The following is a 22,602-nucleotide window of genomic DNA, read 5'->3' as shown; positions in this document are numbered from 1 at the left end:
GGTCACTGGAGGGACTTCTGCAGTGCCGCGACTTCCTCGTCGGCCTGCTTCATGGCCTCGCGCGGAGGCGTCTGTCCGGTGGTCATCTCCCCGACGGCCTTGGGGATGGGCAGCTCGCCGATGGTGGCGCCGACCAGCGCGCCCTGGCCCTGGGTGATGCCCCAGCGCTTCATGTTGCTGACGCCGGCGGTGAGTTCGTCCAGCAGCTGCGGCGAGAAGACCGACTGCAGGGGCTTCTTGGTGTCCACGCCGATGTCGCTGGCACGCCAGGCCTTGAGGTACTTGTCGGGTTCCTCCGCGGTGCCGTCGCGGACCGGGATCTTGCCCTCGGGGGCCATGCCGAACCAGCCGGGGTAGCCGTCGCTCATCATGTAGCGGATGAACTTCTCGGAGGCCCCGGTCTCGGCGGTCTTGGTGACCACCCACGAGGAGATCTCGCCGAACTGGGCGGGGGCGGAGGCGTCGGGGCCGCGCAGCGCCGTGACGATCCCGCTGTTGTCGGAGAGGTACTGGTGGTCCTTCTTGCACTGGGGGCAGCTGGGCAGGGCGTCGTTGCGCAGTCCCGCCAGTTCGTCCAGGAGGAAGGTGGACCAGACGATCATCGAGGACTGCCCGGCGAAGTAGGTGGCCCGGGTGGTGTCGACGGTCTGGGTGCCGGGGGCGCCGTACTCGCCGCCGAGGCGGTCGTAGACGGAGAAGGCACGCTCGCACTGCGGGCTGTCGAGGGTGACCTTCCCGTCGCTGCCGGCGAGTTCGCAGCCGTTGGCGAGGGCGATGTCCTCGAAGCTCTGCTGGGTGAAGACGTCCCCGGGGTCGGTGGACAGCGACATCCCGTCGACGCCACCGGTGTTGAGCTTCTGCGCCGCCTTGAGCATGGTGTCGTAGGTGTCCGGTGCGGCGAGGCCGGCCTTGGCGAAGAGGTCCTTGCGGTAGACGAGGATCTGCATCCAGGCGTCGCTGGGGACGCCGAGCCGGGTGGTGCCGTCCGCGGTGAGCTTGAGGGCGTTGGCGTTGAAGGTCCCGGCGCCGAGGTCCTGGATCACCTTCGCGGTGGCGTCGGTGTTCAGCAGGCCGTTGGTGTACATCTGCCAGACCGGGGCGAGGGGTATGCCGCCGATGACGTCGGGCAGTGTGCCGGCCGCCGCGGCCGACATGATCAGCTGCGGGAGCTGGCCCTCGTCGACGCCGACCAGGTTCACCTTGACCCCGGACTGCTTCTCGAAGGCGGCGACGTTCTTCTTCGTCGCCGCCATCCGGTCGCTGAGGTTCTCGAGGCTCCAGACGGTGATCTTGTTGTCGGGCTTACCGGTGTCCTGTGCGGCACACCCGGACATCAGCCCGATCCCCAATGCGGCGGCCAAGCCGCTCGCCAGCGCCCTCGACCGCCTGGACCACATCCCCATCAACCGTCCTCACGTCAGCCCTGCGTTACGTATGTGTTGCATCAGAACACCACTTTTGCTTGTTGACAAGACTTAAGTCTCGGATATCTTCGACGTAAGTCAGCTCGAGATAGCTGAACGGTCTGCATAACCGAACTCTCCGGAGCCTCTTGTGGAACGCGTCGTCCAGTTCACCGGCCCCCGTCAGGTGGAGGTCGCCCCCAGCGAGTCAGCCGCCCTGCCCCCCGGCCATCTGCGCGTGCGAACCCGCTACTCCGGCATCTCCGCGGGCACCGAGCTCACCGCCTACCGCGGCACCAACCCGTACCTGACCCGCACCTGGGACGCGGAGGCCCGCCTGTTCCGGGACGGTGCGGCGGGCATCGAGTACCCCGTCGCGGGCTGGGGCTACTCCGAGGTCGGCGAGGTGACCGAGGTCTCACCCGAACTCGTCGAGGTGCCGGGCATGCCGGCCGTCGGCGACCTCGTCTGGGGCATCTGGGGTCACCGCAGCGAGGGCATCGTCCCCGCCGAGCGCATGGTCGGGCACCGGCTCCCGGCCGGCCTGGAGCCGCTGGCAGGCGCCTTCGCCCGGGTCGGCGCGATCGCGTACAACGCCGTCCTCGGCAGCGACCTGCACGTGGGCGAGGACGTCGCCGTCTTCGGCCAGGGCGTCATCGGGCTGCTCACCACCCGGCTCGCCCAGCTCAGCGGCGCCCGCGTGACCGCCGTCGACGCCCTGGACAGCCGGCTGGCCAAGGCCACCGAGTACGGCGCGAGCACCACCCTCAACGCCCGCACCGACGCCGTCGCCGAGCGGATCCGCGCGGCCACCGACGGCCGCGGCGCCGATGTCGCCATCGAGATCAGCGGCGCCTACCCCGCGCTGCACGAGGCCCTGCGCTCGGTCGTGGTGGGCGGCCGGGTCGTGGCCTCCGGCTTCTACCAGGGCGACGGCGTGGGCCTGCGGCTGGGCGACGAGTTCCACCACAACCGCGTGCAGCTGATCTGCTCCCAGATCGGCGGCGTGCCCCCGCAGCTCGCCGGACGCTGGACCGTGGAACGCCTCCAGCAGACCTTCCTGCGGCTCGTCGCCGAGGGCCAGGTCGATGTGAAGTCCCTGGTCAGCCATGTTGTGCCGGTCGCCGACGCGGCCGACGCCTATGTCCTGCTGGATGAGCGTCCCGCCGACGCGCTCCAGGTCGTCCTGGAGTTCTGAGAGTTCCGAGAGATCTGAGAGGCCACTCGATCATGTTCAAGACCGCCTGCCAGGAACAGCTGCTGCCCGGCGAGACGCTGCAGCAGAAGTGGGAGTTCGCGCAGAGCGCGGGCTACGACGCCATAGAACTGCGCGCGAAGGGCGACTTCCACTTCCGCGACCGCCTGCCCGAGCTCCGCAAGGCCCAGGCCGACGGCGTGGTCATGCCCACCGTCTGCGTCGACATGCTGCACTTCTTCGGCGCCTTCGACGCCGAGCTGCGCCGCGACGCCCTGGAGCAGATGAAGTCGCAGCTCACCGTCATCGGCGAACTCGGCGGCCTCGGCGCCCAGACGCCCGCCTCGTACGGCATGTTCTCCCGCCGGCTGCCTCCCTTCGAGCCGCCGCGCAGCGAGGAGGAGGACCGCCAGGTCCTGCTGGAGGGCCTGGCCGAACTCGGCGAGCACGCCCGCTCCGAGGGCGTCACGCTCTTCCTGGAACCCCTCAACCGCTACGAGGACCACATGGTCAACCGGCTGGAGCAGGCCGCCGACCTGATCCGGACCGTCGGCCTGGACTCGGTGCGCATCGGCATCGACAGCTACCACATGAACATCGAGGAGGCCGACCCCGCGGCCGCCATCCTCGCCGTCGCGCCGCTCATCGGCCACGCCCAGGTCAGCGACTCCAACCGCTTCCAGGCCGGTGCCGGCCACCTGGACTGGCCGGCCTGGCTCGGGGCGCTGGACGCCGCCGGGTACGACGGCTACCTGGCCGCCGAATGCCGGCTGACCGGGGACCCGGTCGAGGCCGTGCGCTCGATCCCGTCCTTCCTCCACCGGGCAGCGGGATGACCTCCGTCCTCGAACCGGCTCTGCGCTCCTCCGCCGCCGACCAGGACGCCGCGCTGCGCCGCGACGCCGCGCACGTCCTGTTCTCCAACTGGACGGGCGCGGCGACCGTGCCCTCGCGGACCCTGTACCCGCACCAGTGGAGCTGGGACTCGGCGTTCATCGCCATCGGGCTGCGTCACCTGTCGCCGCGCCGCGCCCAGCGCGAGCTGGAGACACTGCTCGGCGCGCAGTGGGGCGACGGCCGTGTCCCGCACATCGTGTTCAACCGCTCGGTGCCGCTGGACGCCTACTTCCCGAGCCCCGACTTCTGGCGCTCGTCCTCCGCGGGCACCGCCTGCGGCGCCCCGGCGGACATCGAGACGTCCGGCATCGTGCAGCCCCCCGTGCACGCGCTGGCCGCCTGGCAGGTCCACCGCGCCGACCCCGCCGAGTCCCGACGCCGCGGCTTCCTGCGGCGGATGTACCCCCGGCTCGCCGCGTGGCACCGCTGGCTCGCCGTCTCCCGCGACCTCGGCGGCGGCGGCCTGGCCGCGGTGGTGCACCCCTGGGAGCCCGGGCTCGACAACAGCCCCGTATGGGACGCGGCGCTCGCGCGCGTCGAGCCGGCCCCGCCGGAGTCCTTCCGGCGCGCCGACCTCGACCACAGCGCGGCCGCCGACCGGCCCACCGACCTGGACTACGGCCGCTATGTGCGGCTGGCCGCCACGTACCGGGACCACGGCTACGACGACGCGGTCACCCCGCACGCGTTCGCGCTGGAGGACCCCGGCTTCAACGCCCTGCTCATCGCCTCCGAGCACGCCTTGGCCGACATCGCCGAGGAGACCGGCGCCGACCCCGCGCCGCACCGCGCACGGGCCGAGGCGGCAACCGCCGCCCTGGTCGAGCGCCTGTGGAGCCCCGAGGCGGGCGTCTTCCTCGCCCGCGATCTCGTCTCGGGCGAGGCCGTCCGTGTTTACAGCGTCTCCGGGATCGTCCCGCTGATCGTGCCGGGCCTGCCCGACGACGTCGTGCGGGCGCTGGCCGGCACGGCGCACGGCGAGCACTTCGGTCTCGGCCGGGCACACCTGGTGCCCAGCTACGACCTGACCGGACCCGTCTTCGACGCCAACCGCTACTGGCGCGGCCCCAGTTGGTTCAACACCGCGTGGCTGGTGCACCGCGGCCTGGCACTGCACGGGCAGACCGACGCCGCGGCCCGGCTGCGCGCCCAGGTCCTCGCCGACGCCCGCGCCACCGGCTTCGCCGAGTACGTCGAACCCTGGAGCGGCCAGGGCCGCGGCATCCGCCGCTTCAGCTGGACGGCGGCCCTCGCGCTGGACCTGCTGCGGCAGCCCGCCGCCCCTGGTCGTGCGGCACATGGCAACGGACAAGGAGAGCCCCGCCGATGACCGTCGATCGTCTGCTGGTGCACCGCGGCACCTTCGCCGCGACCAGCCCTTCCGGTGACATCACCGGGCGCCGCGGCGACACCCCGGACGGCCTGTTCCGCCGCGACGCCCGGCACCTCAGCCGCTGGCGGCTCACCGCGAACGGCGCCGAACCCACGCTGCTGACCTCGTCCGACGAGGGCTTCGTGCTCACCCCCGCGGGTGGCCGCGACGAACCGCCCGCGTACTCCCTCTTCCGCCTCCAGGCGGTCGTGGCGGGCGCACTCACCGAGCGGATCCGGGTGGTCAGCAACCGGGCCGAACCCACCGTCGTGGAGATCGCCCTGGAGGTGGACGCCGACTTCGCCGACCTGTTCGAGCTGCGGGCCGACCACCGCCGGTACGACAAGTCCGGCGCCGTCAGGACCGCGGAGGCGGCGCCGGCCGGCGTCGTCTTCCGCTACCGGCGCGGCGAGGACTGGTCCTCGCGCACCACCGTCGCCGCCTCCCCCGCGCCGCTGGACGTACGTCCCCTTCAGGCGCGCGACGGCGGCACGGCGCACCAGCTCACATGGCGTTTCGACCTGCCCGGCCACGGAACCGCCGAGCTGGCCCTCACCGTGACGGCGGTGCCGCAGGGCACCGAGGAGGAGACCGCTCCCCCGTCCCCCGCCGCGGTGCGCAACCGGCACGCGGCCGAGGTGGACGCCTTCGTACAGGCACGGCCCCGTCCGCGGACGCTGACCTCGTGGGACGAACTCGCGCGCGCCTGCGCCGCGGGGCTGGCCGATTTGGCCCGGCTGCGGGTGCCGGCCGCCGGGCCGTCCGGGGAGTCGCTGCTGGTGCCGGCCGCCGGCATCCCCTGGTTCCTGACGCTCTTCGGCCGCGACTCGATGCTCACCTCCCTGTTCGCCCTGCCCTACAGGCCCGAACTCGCCGCCGACACCCTGCTCGCGCTGGCCGCGACCCAGGGCACGCGGGACGACGACAGCCGGCTCGAACAGCCGGGCAGGATCGTGCACGAGGTCCGCAACGGCGAACTCGCGCACTTCCGGCAGGTGCCGTACGGCCGCTACTACGGAAGCGTCGACGCCACCCCGCTCTTCCTCGTCCTCCTGGAGGCGTACACCGCGGCCACCGGCGACCACACGCTCGCCAAGCGGCTGCGCCCCCAGGCCCGCGCCGCCGTGGACTGGATGTTCGGCCCCGGCGGCCTCGGTGCCGACGACTACCTGCGCTACACCTCCGACGCCGATCGCGGCGGACTCGCCCACCAGAACTGGAAGGACTCCGAGGGCGCGATCTGCAACGCCGACGGCAGCCGCCCCGAAGGCGCCCTCGCCGTCTCGGAGGTCCAGGGCTACGCCTACGACGCGCTGGTGCGCACGGCCCGGCTCGCCCGCACCGTGTGGGAGGAGCCCGAGGAGGCCGACCGGCTGGAGAAGGCCGCGGCCGGTCTCCGGGAGCGCTTCCGCCGGGACTTCTGGATGACGGACGCCGATTTCCCCGCGCTCGCGCTGGACGGCCGGGGCCGCCAGGTCGACGCCCTCGCCTCCGACGCGGGACACCTGCTCTGGTCCGGCATCCTCGACCCGCAGGACGCCCGCACGGTCGGCCGCCGACTGCTGCAACCGGACTTCTTCTCCGGCTGGGGCATCCGCACGCTCGCCGCGGGCCAGGTGCCCTACCACCCGCTGTCGTACCACCGCGGGAGCATCTGGCCGCACGACAACGCCGTCATCGTGCTCGGCCTCGCCCGCAGCGGCCTGGCCGAGGAGGCCTCCCGGGTCGCCCACGGCCTCGTCCAGGCGGCGGCCCTGCACGACTGGCGCCTCCCGGAGGTCATGGCGGGCTACGGCGGCGCCGACCACCCCGTCCCCGTCCCCTACCCCCACTCCTGCTCCCCCCAGGCCTGGGCCGCCGCGACTCCGCTGGCGCTGCTCACCGCCCTCAACGGCGCGCCTGACCCGCGCGGTTGAGATACCCGGGCCCGGGGGGGGGACCCGACCCCACCGGTACCCCCCCCCGGCGGGGGGGGGCGCCCGCCCCGGGGGGTTTCCCCCCCGCGGGCGGGGGGGCCCCCCCCCCCCCGGGCGCCCCCCCCACCGGGCGGGCGGCGGACGCCCCGCACGCGGCCGTCGTCCGCGAGCCGTACCGCTGCCACCTGCCGTATCCGTTGGCCGCCCTGCGCCACGGTGACGACGCCGCGGCGAGCGAGGTCGCCCGGCAGTATGTGAAATCCCTCCGCCGGACCATGTTCATCGGCCTTGCGCGCGCCGAGGACGACGCATCGGCAAGCTCCTGAACGCCGGGCGTCGTCAGCCCGTCGTCCCGTGCACGTAGCACCACCGCCACGACTCGCCCGGCTGGAACGAGCGGATCACCGGGTGCCCGGTCGCCTTGTAGTGCGCGCTGGCGTGCCGGCCGGGCGAACTGTCGCAGCAGCCGATGCGCCCGCAGGTCAGGCACAGCCGCAGGTGCACCCAGTCGCGCCGGCCGTTCGCCAGGCACTCCGCGCACCCGTCCGTGGGCGGTACGGGCGTCATGTCCGCCGGAGCCTCGTCGAGCTCGGCACAGTCGGTTCGGACCACCGGCGCCTCACGTCCCCTCAACGATGTCAGCAGGTCGACGGCCCGCCCCGGACCCGCGGGACCGCAACTTCCCAGGCTACGCGAACCCGCCGCGGCCCGCGGGGCGGGCCGTGCCGGCCCGCGCGGGTCAGGACGTGATGCGCCCCAGGAAGCCGCGGATGTAGCCGGCGATCGTGTCGAGCTGACTCTCCAGGGCGAAGTGCCCGGCGTCCAGAATGTGGACCTCGGCGTCGGGGAGGTCCCGGAGGAAGGCGCGGGCGCCGTCGGGGCCGAAGATCTCGTCGCCCGCGCCCCACGTGGCGAGCAGCGGGACCTGGCTGGTGCGGAAGTACTCCTGGACGGCCGGGTACATCTCCACGTTCCTGGGGTAGTCCCGGAACAGCCGGAGCTGGATCTCGTCATTGCCGGGCCGGTCCAGCAGCGTCATGTCGTGCAGCCAGGTGTCCGGGCTCACCAGGCTCGGCTCGGCAACGCCGTTGAGGTACTGCCAGCGGGTGGCCTCCTCGCTCAGCGCGTAGCGCATGGCCTTCTCGTTCTCGGGGTTCGGGTCGGCCGCGTAGGCCCAGATGCCGGTCCAGAACGCCTCCACGAAGCCGTCGGTGTAGGCGTTGCCGCTCTGGCTGATGATGCCGGTGACCCGGGCGGGGGTACGCAGTGCGAGGCGCCAGCCGATCGGGGCGCCGTAGTCCTGGACGTACATGGCGAACTTCTCCACGCCGAGGTGTTCCAGGAGCCCCTGCGTGACGTCGGCGAGTGCGTCGAAGGTGTACGGGAAGTGCTCGGGGGACGGCATGGCCGACTGCCCGAAGCCGATGTGGTCGGGCGCGATCACCCGGTACCGGTCGGCCAGGAGCGGGATCAGGTTGCGGAACATGTGCGAGCTGGTCGGGAAGCCGTGCAGCAGGACGACCACGGGGGCCTCGCGCGGCCCGGCCTCGCGGTAGAAGACCTCCTGCCCCGCGACGGTGACGGTGAGATGACGTACGGGAACCATGACCTAACCTCCGAAGATGCTCTGTGCGGTTAGCTCCAGCCAAACGCATGTGCGCTAACCTGTCAATTCCTCCGAAGGGGTTAGACACGTCAACGCCTGCCCCCAACCGGCCCGGCCGGCCCGCTTGCCTGCCGCGGACCATCCGGTGGGTCCAACCTGGACGACGCCTTAAGCTGGTGAGAGCTCCCGCGCAGAGTGGGGATGGAAGGGAGACCGGAATGGCCGACAGCGAGTTCCTGCTCGCCCTCCTCAACAGCCGCCCGATCGTCCACGGCGAGCGGGAGGACGCCTTGGCCGAGGACGACGCCGGTACGGCCTGGCTCCGCGCCCGCGGCGGCACCGGGACCGCGGCGGAACTGGCCGCCGCACGACGTGCCAGAGAGCTCCTCGACGAGGTCGTGCGCGGCGAGAGCACCGCCCAGGTGCTCGCCGAGGTACTGCGCGGCGTCCACCAGGTGCCCGCGTTCGGCCCCGAGACCCTCGACTGGGAACTCGTCGTCCCCGACGACGCCCGCCTCGCGGTGCACAGCGTCCTCGCCTGGGACGAACTACGGCGCACGGCCCCCGGGCGCCTCCGGGCGTGCGCCAACCCCGAGTGCCGTCTCTTCCTGATCGACCGCAGCCGCGCGAACCAGGCCCGCTGGTGCTCCATGGCCACGTGCGGCAACCGCATGAAGGCCCGCCGCCACTACGCCCGCGGCCGCGTCGCGTAGACCGCATCCCTCCCGCGGTCGCCGATGGACAAAGCCCCATGGTCAACACCTCGTTCCGGACGGCCTGTTGATCCTTCGCCGCGCGGGCCCGACTCCGCGAAAAAGCCGTCCCGCCCTCGGGGCTCTCGCTGCTCGGGCTGATGCGGCACGCCGTCGAGGTGGAACGGATCCGGTTCCGGCTCGTGTGGGGCGGCGCCGGCATCAAGCCGTACTGGGGGCCGACGAGAGACGGCGCGTACGCCGAGTTCGAGGTCGAATCAGCCGACCCCGACGAGGCGTTGACGGCGTGGCAGCGGGAGTGCGCGCACTCCCGCGCCGTCGTGGACGCCGCCGTGCGGTGGCGCGACGAGACGTTCAGCCTCCGCTACATCGTCACGCACATGATCGAGGAGTACGCGCGCCACAACGGCCACGCGGACCTGCTGCGGGAACGGCTCGACGGGAGCACGGGCGAGTGAGGCCCGGGCCCCGCCGAGGAGTTGGGGCGGGTCCGGTCAGCGGGTGAGCGGGCCGTCCCACAGCTCGTAGGTGGCGGAGTGCGGCCACCACGGCTTCCGATTGAGGTAGCTGATCGTCAGTGTCGTGTAGCGCCGCAGATGCGGATCGCCGGGCCAGGCCACGTTGCCGGAGAGCCGTACCTTGACGGCGAACGTGTGGAAGGTGCCGGCCGCGCAGTACGGATCGCAGTCGTTGACCTCCTCGTACCCCGATCCGACGGCCGAGTCGCGGTCCCAGCTCGTCCAGTAGAGCCCTCCGAGGCGGTCGTTGCCGTCGCCGCAGGCGAGGAGGACGTCACCCGGGATGACACGCGGCTGACCGAAGCAGTTGACGAGGACGGTGGCGTACGTCGCCGCGCCGGGGGTGTTCCTCGGGGTGGCGGCGGAGGCCTGTGTGGGTGCGAGTGCCATCGCCGCGGTGAGTCCGGTGGCGGTGGCGAGGAACGCGAGCGTGCGGAGGAGTGGCATGGCGGTCTGCCTTCCTGGCCGCTGCCTGGTGCGGTAGCAGTCGGGTGCGAAGGTCGGCGGCGGGTCCAGCCGCCGGTGGTGCGTTCGCGAGGGGGCGTGACGGGCGTGACGGCCTCCTCGGGCGGCAGTCGTACCACTGCGAACTCACGGTCCTACAGGGGGCGGCGGCTCGCAACCCGGCCCTTTCACGCCGCCGTCGTCACCCCGATGACCTGCCGTTTCACGGGCCTTGGCCCACCCTCAGAGCACGTAACGGCCAGTCACCGAAATCACACGTCCGATCACTCGTCGTCACCGCGCGGCGCGCCGCGCACCGCGTGGTCGGCGAGCGGACCGACCGTCAGACCGGCGGCACGGCACTCGGCCACGAGGTGCGGGAGGGCGGCGAGGGCGGCGCGCCAGCTGCCGGGCGCGGAGGCCCGATCGGAGTCGTGGAGGAGCACGGTGCCGCCGGGACCGAGGTCGCCGCGCAGCGTCCGCAGCACGCTGTCCGAGGTGGCCTCGGCCGTCCAGTCGCGGCCCCACGCCGTCCACAGCACCGGGGTGAGGCCCGCCCGCGCGGCGGCGGCCCAGCGGCCCCCTGTGAGGATGCCGTAGGGGGGCCGGTACCAGCGCGGCACGCGGCCGGTGGTGTCGTGGACCGCCGCCGCGGACCGCAGCAGGGCCGCGCAGTCCCGCCCCGGGGCGGGCAGCCAGGGACGGGTGTGCGTCCAGCCGTGGACGGCGAGTTCGTGGCCGCGGCACACGGTCTCGCGGGCGACGGCGGGGTGGCGCAGCACGCTCGCGCCGAGGACGAAGAAGGTGGCACGGACCGACAGTTCGTCCAGCGCGTCGAGGAAGCGCGGCGTGGAGCGCGGGTCGGGCCCGTCGTCGAAGGTGAGCGCGATGTGGTCGGCGCGGCCGAGACCGGCCAGGCCGGGAAAGGCACGGCGGCGCAGTCCGGGCAGCCAGGTGGCGGCCGGGACGATGTGCGTGGCCGTCAGCAGCAGCGCGGCCGCGCCCGTCCGCCCGGCCGCCGTGCTAGTCATGGCGCCCCGTCCGTACCGTGGCCGGCGTCCGTCCGCGGTCGGGTGTGTCCCAGCCCCCGCTCAGGGCGGGCGAGCGGGACAGGCCGACGACCCCGGCCACCATGAGGGCGACGCCCGCGAGTTCCGGTCCGAGATGGCTGCCGAGCGCGATCCGCTCGCCGAACAGCACCCACCCCAGGGCGACGCTCAGCAGCGCGTCCCCGAGGGTGAGGGCGGGCTGGGAGGCCGCCAGCGTGCCCGCCCGCAGGGTGGCCTGGAGCATGACCAGGCTGAGCAGACCGACCGCGGCGGCGGCGTACAGCTGCCAGGCGGTGACGAGCGCGCCGAAGCCGTCGGGGATACGTCCGGTGACGTCCTTGATCAGCGCGGCGGTGCAGGCGAAACCGGCCGCCGTGGCGCAGCCGAGCACGCCCGCCCGTGCCGCCGCCCCGCGCAGCGCGCGCCCGACGAGCCACAGGACGGTCACCAGCGCGGCGAGCGGCGGTCCGGCGCGCAGCCAGCCGTCCGCGACGGCGGTGGGCTGTCCCGCGGAGGGGGCCGCGGCGGACAGGAACACGGCGAGTCCGGCGGCCAGGGCGAGGAACCACAGCCAGGTACGGCCGTCCGGGCGGTGGGAGAAGACGACGCTGCCCGCCATCAGGGTGAACAGCAGCTCGGTGGCCATCAGCGGCTGGACGACGGACAGCCGGCCCACCGCGAGCGCGGTCGCCTGCAGCGCGCCGGAGAGCGCCAGCGCGGCCATCCCGGCCGCCCACAGGGGACGCCTGACCAGCCGCAGCACGGGCCGCACGATCCCGGGCACCCCCCGGCCGCCGGAGTCACTCCGGTCACGCCGCCGCTCGTCCGGCCGCTCGTCCCGTCGCTGCTCGTCCTGCTGGAGATTGGCCTTGCGCTGGAGGACCGAGGCCGCGCCGTTCGCGCAGGCCGCCAGCAGGGCCAGCACGATCGTCAGGACGTGCGCGTCCACCGTCTCATCCGTACTTGCCGGCCATCAGGCGGTAGACCCCGGGCAGCAGGCCGCGCACCATCACCGGCACGCGCAGCCAGCCGGGCACGTAGACCTCGGCGCGGCCCCGTCGCAGCGCGTCGCTGACCGCGGCCGCGACGCGTTCTGCGGGCACCGGCCGGGGCCGGGACCGCTTGTAGGCCACGCCGCGGTGGGCGAAGAACGGCGTGTCCACCACGCCCGGGATCACGTGGGTGACCCGTACGCCGCTGCCCGCGAGCTCGTAGCGCAGCGACTCGGCGAACGTGCCGAGGGCTGACTTGGCCGCCGAGTAGACCGCCTCCTCGCGCACGCCGACGGTGCCGGCGAAGGAACCGATCAGCACGATGTGCCCCCTGCGCCGCGCCAGCATGCCGGGCAGCGCGCGCCGGACGAGCTCCATGGCCGCCAGCACGTCCACGTGGAAGACCCGCTCGACCGCCGCCGCCGGCATCGACACGAACGGGCCGGCCCAGCCGATGCCGGCGCCGACCACGAGGAGGTCGACGTGACCGGTGGTGCGCAGGGCATCGCGGACCAGCCGCTCGGGGCTCCCCGGGTCCTCCAGGTCGGCTCGCAGGGCGGTGGCCGCGGTGCGTTCCGCGACGGCACCGAGCCGATCCGGGTCGCGGCCGCTGACCAGCAGGCGCCATCCGTCGGCCGCGAGGCGGTCGGCGACGGCGGCACCGATGCCCGACGACGCCCCGGTCACCAGCGCGACAGGGGCCGGCGCGCCGGGCGGTACCGCCCTGCCGGACAGAGCGCGGTCGGCGCTGGTCGCTTTGGACGGGTGAGTTGTCATGGGCGTCGCTTTCTGTCGCTGCCACAGCGTCGGGGCAGGCGTCGCTTCGCTTCCCGGGAAACGTTTCCCTCCGGTTTCAGTAAAGCGCCCTAACGCCGCCCCGGCTCTGCGACGGTTCGCGGCCGGCGCGGTGTTTGCCGCGGCGGCACATCGGATACTCCGATACATCCAAGAAATCCGCAGTTCCGCGGAGGTGATCCGGTGACCGACGCCGACGTGACGCACCGCGCCCACGAGGGCCGGCCACGCCCTCGGGTCCTCGTCATCAGCGCGTCCATGGGCGCGGGCCACGACGCGGTCGCCGGGGAACTCGGCGCGCGGCTCACCGAACGTGGCGCGCACGCCGCCCGGACGGACGTCCTCGACCTGCTGCCGGCGCGCGCGGGCGCGGCACTGCGCTCCTTCTACCGGACCTCGATCCTGCATCTCCCGCTGCTCTACGCGGGCATCTACTCGGCGTTCCTGGGTTCCGGCGCGGGACGACTGCCGGGCCCGGGCGGGCTGGCGGCCCTCGCCGAGGGGCGCCTGGCCGAGGTGGTCGAGCGCGAGCGGCCCGACCTCGTCGTGCCCGTGTTCCATCTCGCGGCGCAGCTCACCGGGGCGATGCGGGCCAAGGGCGTGCTGCGCGTGCCCAGCGCGGTGGTCGTCACCGACTTCGACGTCCACCGGCAGTGGCTGCACCCCGGCAACGACCTCTACTGCTGCCTGACCGAGGACGCGGCGCGGCGCGCGCGGGAGGCCACCGGACGGCCCGCCGCCGCGACCGGCCCCCTGGTGGCGTCCCGTTTCCTCGCCCCGGCCCCCGGGGCGGAGCACTGGCGGCGCTCCTTCGCGTCCCGCGCGCCGGGCCGGCCGGTCGTGCTGCTCTCGGCGGGTGCCTGGGGGGCCGGCACGGGGCTGGCCGGCACCGCGCGACTGCTGGCGGGGGCCGGCTACCTGCCCGTGACGATGTGCGGGGGCAACGCGCCACTGCGGGCACGGCTGGCGCGGATCGCGGACACCGTCGCCCTCGGCTGGGAGGACGACGTTCCCGGCCTGATGGCCGCGGCGGACGCGCTCGTGGACAACGCCGCCGGGCAGACGGCGCTGGAAGCCCTGGCCATGGGGCTGCCGGTGATCGGCCACCGGCCCATCCCGGGCCACGGCAAGGCGGGTGTGCGGCGGATGGCCGCGCTCGGGCTGACCCGGTACGCCCCCGACCCCTGGTCGCTCGTCGACGCCCTGGACCGGGTCACCGATCCGGACCGGCCCCGTGGCCGCGGCCCCGAGGCGGCCGCGCTGTTCGCCCGTGACACCACCGATCAGCTGCTCGCCGCCTGCTCCCGCGTTCCGGCGACACTCGGTGGGCGCGGGTAACTGTGCCGGGGCCCGCGCCGTCCGTAGCATCGACCCATGGCGACCCTCTGGGAGCTCATGAGCGACTGCATTCCGGACGACCACGCACGGCAGGTCACCTCGCGCTACTACCTCGACGAGGCCATGACCGCCAAGGGCGCGCCGGACCGGGTGGTGGACCTCGGCTGCGGGCGCGGCACCTCGGCCGGCCTGTTCCGGCAACACGCCCCGAAGGTGCGATGGGTGGGCGTCGACATCCGCGACTCCCCCGAGGCGCAGCAGCGTGCCGCGGGACGGGACCCGATCGTCTACTACGACGGCGTCCGGCTCCCGTTCCGCTCGGCCACGATCCCGCTCGTCTACTCGCACCAGGTCTTCGAGCACGTCTCGCACCCCCGGGAACTGCTCGGGGAGATCAGCCGGGTGCTGCGGCCGGGTGCGGTCTTCATCGGCAGCACCTCGCAGTTCGAGCCCTACCACTCGTTCAGCCTGTGGAACTACACGCCCTACGGCTTCCGCGTGCTGGTCGAGGAGGCCGGGCTCGCCCTGGAGGAGATCCGGCCGTCGCTGGACGGCGTCGCGCTGATCATGCGGACGTACCACGGCCGGCCGCCGGAGTACGCGCGGTACTGGGACGAGTCGTCGCCGCTCAACGCGGAGATCGACACCTGGGCGAAGAAGACGAAGCGCCGCACGGCCCTCGTGAACCTGCGCAAGCTCACGTTCTGCGGGCAGTTCGCCTTCCGCGTGCGCAAGCCCGCGGTCACGGCCGCCGGATAGCCCGGGCGAGCCGCGGGCGCTGTGCGCGGGCGCGGCGTGCTCCGCCCCGATGTCACACCCGGCACGGCTGTCCCGTCCTCCGGTGTGAGACTCACCGCGGCCGGATGCCGCGGACCCCGCGAGGGGAAACACGGGAAGGGCGAGGACATGCGCGTCGCGGTTGCAGGTGGGACCGGCTGGGTCGGGCGGATGGTCGTGGAGGCCGTGCGGGCCGCGGGGGACGAGCCCGTGGTGCTGGCACGCTCGGCGGGCGTGGACCTCACGACGGGGGCGGGACTGGACGAGGCGCTGCACGGCTGCGCGACGGTGATCGACGTCAGCAACGTGACGACCACCAGCAGGCGGAAGTCGGTGGCCTTCTTCGACGCCGCCACGACCCATCTGCTGAGCGCGGGTGCCCGCGCCGGCGTCGGCCACCACCTCGCGCTGTCGATCGTCGGCTGCGACCGGGTGGAGTTCGGCTACTACATGGGCAAGCGGCGGCAGGAAGAGCTGGTCCTGTCCGGTCCCGTGCCGAACACCGTGCTGCGGGCCACGCAATTCCACGAGTTCGCCGCGCAGATGCTGGCTCGGCGGGGCCCGGTGATGGCGCCGCGGATGCGCAGTCAGCCGATCGCCGCACGGGAGGTCGCCGACGCGCTCGTGCGGCTGGCGGGCGCCGCCCCCGCGGGCCTGGCCCCGGACCTGGCGGGACCGGAGGTGCTGGAGATGGACGACATGGTGCGCCGGCTGGCCCGCGCCCGCGGGGAGCGCCGGCTCCTCGTCCCCGTCCGCCTGCCCGGAGCGGCGGGCAGGGCCATCGCCGGAGGGGCGCTGCTTCCCGCGGGGGACGGTGTCCGGGGCCGGCAGACCTTCGCGCAATGGCTGACCACCCCGGACGCCGGGGTGCGGGGGCGTTGACCGGTTTTTTCCCCGCCCTCCCGCCCGTGTGCCCGGCGCGGTCTGGCACCCCGGCGCGCGTTTCGTTGGGTGCCGGGTTCGGGGCCTCCGGGGCTGGCCATTCTGGACAGCACATTTCGGTGCCTCGGGCACCTGCCGTTGATCACTCCGGGTTGTGCACCCAAATATGCTCCACAGTCCAGAGCGCCCACCCTCCCCCAGCCTTCGGCTGGGGGTGCCCCCAACTCCCCCGCCCCCTCGGTTTCGTCATGCGCCTGATCCCCAGTGGGGGGTATGGAGGCGGTCCGGGGCGGCCGCGGTTGCCTGGATACCGCCCCCATCGGCCCGCCAGGCCTGCCCCAACACCCGGCCGGGGGATCCGCTGTCGGCGCGACGTGGCGGCCGCTGCGGTGTGTGTGGGCGGTGACGCCTGGGCGGCTGATGTGCCGCTGCACCAACCCTCGGCCTGTGCCATGGCTGCCTTCCACCCCCCACTGGGGATCAGGCGCTTGCTACTACGGAGGGGGCGGGGGTGCAGGGGTGGGCGTTCTGGACTGTGGAGCATATTTGTGTGCGGTATCCGGGTCGGGATGGGATGGGCAGGTGCTGGAAACGCACGTAAATGTGCTGTCCAGAATGGCCAGCCCCGGAGGCCCCGAACCCGGCACCCACTGAAACGCGCGCCGGGGTGCTGACTTCACAGGGCACACGGGCGGGAGGGCGGGGAACAAAACCTACCCGGACAGCCAGCGCAGCGCGGCCGGTTTGACCGGCCCACACCCGCACAACATAAGGTAAGGCTCGCCTAATGATTCATAGGTGAACCACAGCCACAGGAGCCCTCACATGTCCCTTCGGCACCGCGGCACCGCCGCAGTCGCCCTGGCCGTCGCCGCCGCGCTGTCCCTCGCCGCGTGCGGCAGCGATTCCTCCTCGAACGGGAAGGAGGGCAGCGCCGCCGCGTCCGCCACGGCCGGTTCGGGGTCGAAGGACTCGAAGTCGGTCGCGCAGGGCGGTCAGGACTTCGCGGAGGCGGCGAAGAAGACCGCCGCGCTCGGGACCGACGCCAAGCCCGGTCAGTGGCCCCGCACGATCAAGCACGCGATGGGCAGCACCGAGATCGCGGCGCAGCCCAAGCGGGTGGTCGTGCTGGACGTAGGTGAACTCGACAACGTTGTCTCCCTGGGCGTCAAGCCGGTCGGCCTGGCCCCCACCGAGGGGTCGCCGGAACTGCCGTCGTACCTGAAGAAGGACGCGGGCACGCCGAAGAACATCGGCACGATCAACAGCCTCAACCTGGAGGCGATCGCCGCGCTGAAGCCGGACCTGATCCTGGGCAGCCAGCTGCGCGCAGCCGCCTCGTACGACGAGCTGTCGAAGATCGCGCCGACCGTCTTCTCGATCCGTCCGGGCTTCACCTGGAAGCAGAACTACCTCCTCAACGCGGCCACGCTCGACAAGACCGCGCAGGCGCAGGCGAACCTCGCCGCGTACGAGAAGCGCGCCAAGGCCCTCGGCGACAAGCTCGGCGCGGACAAGCCGACCGTCTCGATGGTCCGTTACATGCCCGAGGGCTCGATCCGGCTGTACGCGAACGACTCCTTCATCGGCACGATCCTGAAGGACGTCGGCATCCCGCGCCCGAAGAACCAGGACATCGAGGACCTGGCGGCCGAGATCAGCGCCGAGAACATCGACCAGGCGGACGCCGACTGGATCTTCACCGGTGTCTACGGGGACCCGAAGGCCACGGACAAGACCAAGGCCCAGGGCAACCCGCTGTGGAAGAACCTCAAGGCGGTCAAGGACGGCCACGCCGTCGACGTGCCGGACGAGACCTGGTACCTGGGGCTCGGCGTCACCGCCGCCAACGCGGTGCTGGACGACCTCCAGAAGTACCTGACGGCCTGACGGCAGACGAAGAGAGAGTGAGCGCGGCGCATGTCGCCACCCACCCGCCGCCGTGTCGCCTGGCTGCTGGCCGGCGTACTGATGCTGCTGGCCGCCGTCCTGCTGAGCCTCGCCGTGGGCAGTCGCCAGATCGCGCCGGGCGAGGTGATCCAGGCCCTGGTGCACGGCGGCACGAGTGACGACGCCCAGGTGGTGCGGTCGTTGCGGGTTCCCCGCACGGTCATCGGCGTCCTGGCGGGCGCCGCGCTCGCCCTCGCCGGGACGGTGATGCAGGGCGTCACCCGCAACCCGATCGCCGAGCCGGGCATCCTCGGCGTCAGCCAGGGCGCGTCGGTGGGTGTGGTGTGCGCGATCGCGTTCTGCGGTGTGCACACGCTGAACGGCTACGTGTGGTTCGCGTTCACGGGCGCGGCGCTGGCGGCGGTGGGCGTGTACGCCGTCGCCAGCGGCGGGCGAGGCGGCGCCTCGCCGGTCAAACTCGCCCTCGCGGGCGCCGCGATGAACGCCTTCCTCGCCTCGCTCGTCTCCGGGATCGCCACGACCAACGCCCGGGCGCTGGACGAGTTCCGCTTCTGGCAGGTCGGCTCCATCAGCGGGCGCGGCAGCGACATCATCGGCGAGATCTGGCCGTTCCTGCTGGCCGGCCTGGTGCTGGTGGCGGCCATGGCCCGTGGCCTGGACGCCCTCGCGCTCGGCGACGACGCCGCCAAGGGCCTCGGCCACAACGTCGGCCTGCTGCGCGTGCTCGGCGCGCTCGGGGCGACGGTGCTGACCGGCGCGGCGGTTGCCGCCGTCGGCCCGATCGCCTTCACCGGTCTCGCCGTTCCGCACATCGCCCGCGCACTGGTCGGCAGCGCGCACCGCTGGGTGCTGCCGCTGGCCGCGCTGCTCGGGCCGGTGATGATCCTCGGCTCCGACGTGATCGGCCGCATCGTCTTCCCGCCCTCGGAGGTGCCGGTGGCCGTCATGACCGCCCTGATCGGCGTGCCGTTCCTGATCGCGCTCGTGCGGCGCCGTGCGGTGGTGGCCGCGTGACCCTCATGACACGTAAGACCCCGGCGGCCGTCCGTCCCGCCGGGCACACCGTCCTGCGCGGCGGGCGCGCCAGCTTCCTCGTGCACCGCCGGGCGGTCGCCGTCGCGTTCGCGCTCGCGGTGCTGCTGGCGTGCACGGTGGTGGCGTACCTGTGCGTGGGCGAGTCGTTCGTCTCCCCCACGCAGGTCGTCCGCGTACTGCTCGGGCGGCCGAGCCCCGACGAACTGGTGGTGGGCACACTGCGCCTGCCGCGGCTGGTCGTCGGACTGCTGGCCGGGGCCGCGTTCGGCGTGGCGGGGGCGCTGGTGCAGACCGTCGCGCGCAATCCGCTGGCCAGCCCCGACGTCATCGGCGTCACGCACGGCGCGGGCGCGGCCACCGTCGCCGCGATGAGTTTCAACGCCGTCGCGTACGACGCGCTGCCGTACGTGTCCGTCGCCGGCGGTCTGTCGGCGGCGCTGATCGTCTACGTCTTCGCCTGGCGGCGCGGTCTGCATTCCTCGCGCTTCGTGCTGGTGGGCATCGGGGTGTCGGTCGCGCTCGGCTCGCTGACCCAACTGTTCCTCACCAAGGGTGACTACCTGGTGGCCCAGCAGGCCAAGGTCTGGCTGACCGGCTCCCTCAACGGCCGTGGCTACGAGGAGGCCGGGCCGCTCGGGCTCGTCCTGCTGATCGGCGTCCCGGCGGCGCTGTGGGCGGCGCGCGCCCAGCGCGGCGCGTCCTTCGACGACGACACCGCGACCGCGCTCGGCGTGCGCCTGGACCGGGTCCGCCTCGGTCTGACCGCGCTCGGCGTGGTCCTGGCGTCGGTGGCGACCGGTGCGGCCGGACCGGTCGACTTCGTCGCGCTGCTCGCCCCGCAGATCGCCCGCCGGCTCACCCGCACGACCCAGATCCCGCTGCTGTCCTCGGCGTTGACCGGCGCCCTGGTCGTCGTGGTCGCGGATCTGCTGGCCCGCCGGCTGTTCTCCCCGATCGAGCTTCCGGTCGGCGTGCTCACCGCCGCGGTGGGCGCGCCGTACCTGATGTGGCTCATCGCCCGCACCCGCAGCCGTCGTTCCGGAGGCACTTCGTCATGAGCCGTACGCCCACCAGCCGTCTCTCGGCGCAGGACCTCACCCTGGCGTACGAGGACCGCACCGTCGTCGAGGGCCTGGACCTGGAGATCCCGGACGGCCGGGTCACCGTCGTCGTCGGGCCCAACGCCTGCGGCAAGTCCACCCTTCTGCGGGCTCTGGGCCGGCTCCTCAAGCCGCGCCGCGGCGTGGTGCTGCTGGACGGCGCCGAACTCGCCCGCGTCCCGGGCAGGCAGATCGCCCGGACCATCGGCGTCCTGCCGCAGTCCCCCACCCCGCCGGACGGCATCACGGTCGCCGATCTCGTCGCCCGCGGCCGCCAGCCGCACCAGAAGTGGTGGCAGCAGTGGTCGGAGGCCGACGAGCAGGCGGTCGCCGACGCCCTGGAGCGCACCGACACCGCCGACCTCGCCGACCGCCCGGTGGACGAGCTCTCCGGCGGCCAGCGGCAGCGGGTGTGGATCGCCATGGCCCTGGCACAGGACACCGACCTGCTGCTCCTCGACGAGCCCACGACCTACCTGGACATCGCCCACCAGGTGGAGGTGCTCGACCTGGTGCGCCGTCTCAACCACGAACGCGGCCGGACCGTCGTCGCCGTGCTCCACGACCTCAACCAGGCCGCCCGCTACGCCGACCACCTCGTCGCCATGAAGGCCGGCCGGATCGTCGCCCAGGGGCCGCCGGAGGACATCGTCACCGCCGAACTGGTCCAGGACGTCTTCGGCCTCGCCTCCGTCGTCGTCCCCGACCCCGTCACCGGCGGGCCGCTGATCGTCCCGGCCCGCGCCTGGCAGCCCGCGCCCCCGCAGGAGGCGCGGACCGGCTGATCATGGCCGGGCCGGTGGACGGGCCGGGCGTGCGCGGGGCCTACGGCAGCACCGGGCCGGTCTCCGTCAGGCGCCCGTCGGACAGGCGCAGCCAGCGGTCGACGCCGATCGCGGCGAGGAACCGCACGTCGTGGCTGACCACGACGAAGGCACCCTCGTAGGCGTTCAGCGCGCTCTCCAACTGCCCGACGCTGACGAGGTCGAGGTTGTTGGTCGGCTCGTCCAGCAGCAGCAGATGGGGTGCCGGTTCCGCACACAGGACGCAGGCCAGGGTGGCGCGCAGCCGTTCGCCGCCGGACAGGACCCGCACCGGCAGATGGGCGCGCGGGCCGCGGAAGAGGAAGCGCGCCAGCAGGTTCATCCGGTCCGCCTCGGGCATCGCCGGGGCCGCGTCCGCGAGGCTCTCGGCCACCGTGCGGTCGGGGTCCAGCAGGTCGAGGCGCTGCGAGAGGTAGGCGACGCGGCCGTCGGCGTGCCTGACCCGCGCGCCGTCGCCGGGGGCGAGGTCGCCGCCGGCCAGGCGCAGCAGCGTCGACTTCCCGGCGCCGTTGGGCCCGGTCAGCGCGATCCGTTCGGGGCCGCGGATCGTCAGGTCGGCGCCCTCGCCGGCGAAGATGTCGCGGCCGCCGTGGCGGACCCGCATCCGCTCGCCGACGAAGAGCGTGCGCCCGGCCGGGACGCGGGTGTCCGGCAGTTCCAGCACGATCCGCGTGTCGTCGCGCAGGGCGCGGCCCGCCTCGTCCAGACGGGCCCTGGCCTCGCTGACCCGCGCGGAGTGGGTCTCGTTCGACTTGCCCGCGGACTCCTGGGCACGCCGCTTCAGCGTCCCGGCGAAGATCTTGGGCAGGCCGGCGCTGTCGAGGGAACGGGCGGCGGTGCCGGCCCGGCGGGCGGCCCTTTCCCGTGCCTGCTGCAACTCCCGCTTCTCGCGCTTGAGTTCCTGCTCCGCGCTGCGGATGTTCTTCTCGGCGGCCTCCTGCTCGACGCGCACGGCCTCCTCGTACTGCGTGTAGTTGCCGCCGTGGAAGCGGACCTCGCCGCGTTCGAGTTCGGCCACCCGGTCGACGCGGTCGAGCAGTTCGCGGTCGTGGCTGACCAGCAGCAGGCAGCCCCGCCACTCGTCGAGGACGCCGTGCAGGGTGCGGCGGGCGTCCAGGTCGAGGTTGTTGGTGGGCTCGTCCAGCAGCAGGACGTCGGGGCGTTTGAGCAGTTGCGCCGCCAGGCCGAGCGTGACGGCCTGCCCGCCGCTGAGGGTGCGCAGGCGCCGGTCGAGGCCGACGTCCCCGAGGCCGAGCCGGTCGAGTTCGGCGCGGCTGCGGTCCTCGATGTCCCAGTCGTCGCCGATGGTGGCGAAGTGCTCCTCGCTCGCGTCCCCCGACTCGATGGCGTCGATCGCGCGGATCACCCCGGCGATGCCCAGGACCTCGGCCACGGTCAGGTCGCCGGTCAGCGGCAGGGACTGCGGGAGGTAGCCGAGCGTGCCCCCGACGGTGACGGAGCCGCCGCGGGGCCGGAGCTCCCCCGCGATCAGCTTGAGGAGCGTGCTCTTGCCCGCGCCGTTCGGCGCGACCAGGCCCGTACGGCCGGCGCCGACGGTGAAGGAAAGGCCCTCGAAGACAGGGGTGTCGTCAGGCCAGGAAAAGGACAGGTGGGAGCAGACGATGTGCGCGTCGGACATGGGTGAGCCCTCGGGGGAACGCCGCGGGCGCGCCGGAGCGGCCCTGCGGGAAAGGAAGTGGGATGGCATGACGTGGCGGCCACGGAGGCGGCGACTCGTGCGCGCCTGTCCATGGCCGAGGACACCCGGGATCACCCGGAGATGTCGTCGTCACCCGCCACGTGCGGACTCCCTTGGTTCGCTTGGTTCCCTTGGT

20 protein-coding genes and 1 pseudogene are annotated in these 22,602 nt (G+C 73.3%); 13 read left to right on the top strand and 8 right to left on the bottom strand.

Going from position 1 to position 22,602, the window contains the following annotated elements; translation table 11 throughout:
- Positions 1 to 2: 2 nt before the first annotated feature.
- Complete coding sequence (locus tag ACFWVC_RS13760; RefSeq protein ID WP_384283861.1) at positions 3 to 1,403, bottom strand: ABC transporter substrate-binding protein; 1,401 nt, start codon at positions 1,401 to 1,403, stop codon at positions 3 to 5.
- Between the two features lie 151 nt (positions 1,404 to 1,554).
- Between ACFWVC_RS13760 and ACFWVC_RS13755 the strand changes: the two genes are divergently transcribed.
- Genes ACFWVC_RS13755 through ACFWVC_RS13740 form a run of 4 tightly spaced genes read left to right on the top strand, consistent with a single transcriptional unit; the run spans position 1,555 to position 6,783 of the window.
- Positions 1,555 to 2,601: a zinc-binding alcohol dehydrogenase gene (locus ACFWVC_RS13755; protein WP_384283858.1), complete on the top strand. Its 1,047-nt coding sequence runs from the start codon at positions 1,555 to 1,557 to the stop codon at positions 2,599 to 2,601.
- Between the two features lie 32 nt (positions 2,602 to 2,633).
- The gene (locus ACFWVC_RS13750) at positions 2,634 to 3,434 is read left to right on the top strand and encodes a TIM barrel protein (protein ID WP_384283855.1); all 801 of its coding nucleotides are present in this window, start codon (positions 2,634 to 2,636) and stop codon (positions 3,432 to 3,434) included.
- The gene (locus ACFWVC_RS13745) at positions 3,431 to 4,825 is read left to right on the top strand and encodes a hypothetical protein (protein WP_384283853.1); all 1,395 of its coding nucleotides are present in this window, start codon (positions 3,431 to 3,433) and stop codon (positions 4,823 to 4,825) included. The genes ACFWVC_RS13750 and ACFWVC_RS13745 overlap by 4 nt, the downstream gene beginning before the upstream one ends.
- On the top strand, positions 4,822 to 6,783 hold the full coding sequence (locus ACFWVC_RS13740; protein WP_384283850.1) for a glycogen debranching N-terminal domain-containing protein: 1,962 nt from the start codon (positions 4,822 to 4,824) through the stop codon (positions 6,781 to 6,783). The genes ACFWVC_RS13745 and ACFWVC_RS13740 overlap by 4 nt, the downstream gene beginning before the upstream one ends.
- 339 nt (positions 6,784 to 7,122) lie before the next feature.
- On the opposite strand, the gene ACFWVC_RS13735 is transcribed toward ACFWVC_RS13740, so the two are convergent.
- Positions 7,123 to 7,350: a UBP-type zinc finger domain-containing protein gene (locus ACFWVC_RS13735; protein ID WP_384284079.1), complete on the bottom strand. Its 228-nt coding sequence runs from the start codon at positions 7,348 to 7,350 to the stop codon at positions 7,123 to 7,125.
- Between the two features lie 172 nt (positions 7,351 to 7,522).
- Positions 7,523 to 8,389, bottom strand: a complete 867-nt coding sequence (locus ACFWVC_RS13730) for an alpha/beta fold hydrolase (RefSeq protein WP_384283847.1) — start codon at positions 8,387 to 8,389, stop codon at positions 7,523 to 7,525.
- Between the two features lie 218 nt (positions 8,390 to 8,607).
- Here ACFWVC_RS13730 and ACFWVC_RS13725 point away from each other — a divergent pair, with 218 nt between their 5' ends.
- Entirely contained in the window at positions 8,608 to 9,102 is a 495-nt protein-coding gene (locus ACFWVC_RS13725; protein WP_384283845.1) for a CGNR zinc finger domain-containing protein, read from the top strand.
- 104 nt (positions 9,103 to 9,206) lie between these two features.
- Positions 9,207 to 9,560, top strand: a pseudogene (locus ACFWVC_RS13720) (DUF664 domain-containing protein); the annotation flags it as partial.
- 36 nt (positions 9,561 to 9,596) lie between these two features.
- Here the strand turns inward: ACFWVC_RS13720 and ACFWVC_RS13715 are convergent.
- From ACFWVC_RS13715 to ACFWVC_RS13700, 4 genes are all read right to left on the bottom strand, one after another.
- On the bottom strand, positions 9,597 to 10,067 hold the full coding sequence (locus ACFWVC_RS13715; RefSeq protein WP_384283842.1) for a hypothetical protein: 471 nt from the start codon (positions 10,065 to 10,067) through the stop codon (positions 9,597 to 9,599).
- Between the two features lie 281 nt (positions 10,068 to 10,348).
- On the bottom strand, positions 10,349 to 11,095 hold the full coding sequence (locus tag ACFWVC_RS13710; RefSeq protein ID WP_384283840.1) for a polysaccharide deacetylase family protein: 747 nt from the start codon (positions 11,093 to 11,095) through the stop codon (positions 10,349 to 10,351).
- A complete protein-coding gene (locus tag ACFWVC_RS13705) occupies positions 11,088 to 12,062 on the bottom strand; it encodes a DMT family transporter (RefSeq protein WP_384283837.1) in 975 nt (324 codons plus the stop codon). The genes ACFWVC_RS13710 and ACFWVC_RS13705 overlap by 8 nt, the downstream gene beginning before the upstream one ends.
- Before the next feature lie 4 nt (positions 12,063 to 12,066).
- Entirely contained in the window at positions 12,067 to 12,882 is an 816-nt protein-coding gene (locus ACFWVC_RS13700) for an SDR family NAD(P)-dependent oxidoreductase (RefSeq protein WP_384283833.1), read from the bottom strand.
- A gap of 201 nt (positions 12,883 to 13,083) precedes the next feature.
- Here ACFWVC_RS13700 and ACFWVC_RS13695 point away from each other — a divergent pair, with 201 nt between their 5' ends.
- From ACFWVC_RS13695 to ACFWVC_RS13665, 7 genes are all read left to right on the top strand, one after another.
- Entirely contained in the window at positions 13,084 to 14,238 is a 1,155-nt protein-coding gene (locus tag ACFWVC_RS13695; RefSeq protein ID WP_384283830.1) for a galactosyldiacylglycerol synthase, read from the top strand.
- 36 nt (positions 14,239 to 14,274) lie between these two features.
- The gene (locus tag ACFWVC_RS13690) at positions 14,275 to 14,997 is read left to right on the top strand and encodes a class I SAM-dependent methyltransferase (protein WP_384283827.1); all 723 of its coding nucleotides are present in this window, start codon (positions 14,275 to 14,277) and stop codon (positions 14,995 to 14,997) included.
- A 147-nt stretch (positions 14,998 to 15,144) separates the two neighbouring features.
- The gene (locus ACFWVC_RS13685) at positions 15,145 to 15,897 is read left to right on the top strand and encodes an SDR family oxidoreductase (protein ID WP_384283824.1); all 753 of its coding nucleotides are present in this window, start codon (positions 15,145 to 15,147) and stop codon (positions 15,895 to 15,897) included.
- An 825-nt stretch (positions 15,898 to 16,722) separates the two neighbouring features.
- Positions 16,723 to 17,787 (top strand): ABC transporter substrate-binding protein, encoded by a 1,065-nt coding sequence (locus ACFWVC_RS13680; protein ID WP_384283822.1) that lies wholly within the window; start codon positions 16,723 to 16,725, stop codon positions 17,785 to 17,787.
- A gap of 30 nt (positions 17,788 to 17,817) precedes the next feature.
- Positions 17,818 to 18,822 carry a FecCD family ABC transporter permease gene (locus ACFWVC_RS13675; RefSeq protein ID WP_384283818.1) on the top strand — a complete coding sequence of 335 codons (1,005 nt, stop codon included), beginning with the start codon at positions 17,818 to 17,820 and terminating at the stop codon, positions 18,820 to 18,822.
- A gap of 5 nt (positions 18,823 to 18,827) precedes the next feature.
- Positions 18,828 to 19,901, top strand: a complete 1,074-nt coding sequence (locus ACFWVC_RS13670) for a FecCD family ABC transporter permease (RefSeq protein ID WP_384283815.1) — start codon at positions 18,828 to 18,830, stop codon at positions 19,899 to 19,901.
- On the top strand, positions 19,898 to 20,728 hold the full coding sequence (locus ACFWVC_RS13665) for an ABC transporter ATP-binding protein (protein ID WP_384283812.1): 831 nt from the start codon (positions 19,898 to 19,900) through the stop codon (positions 20,726 to 20,728). Before ACFWVC_RS13670 ends, ACFWVC_RS13665 begins: the two co-directional genes overlap by 4 nt.
- 40 nt (positions 20,729 to 20,768) lie before the next feature.
- Here the strand turns inward: ACFWVC_RS13665 and ACFWVC_RS13660 are convergent, their stop codons facing one another.
- The gene (locus tag ACFWVC_RS13660; protein WP_384283809.1) at positions 20,769 to 22,406 is read right to left on the bottom strand and encodes an ABC-F family ATP-binding cassette domain-containing protein; all 1,638 of its coding nucleotides are present in this window, start codon (positions 22,404 to 22,406) and stop codon (positions 20,769 to 20,771) included.
- Positions 22,407 to 22,602: the final 196 nt, after the last annotated feature.

This window comes from Streptomyces sp. NPDC058691 (assembly GCF_042714775.1).
Lineage (GTDB): Bacteria > Actinomycetota > Actinomycetes > Streptomycetales > Streptomycetaceae > Actinacidiphila.
Note: the sequence above shows the minus strand (reverse complement) of the source record. Positions and strands in the feature narration are given on the sequence as shown.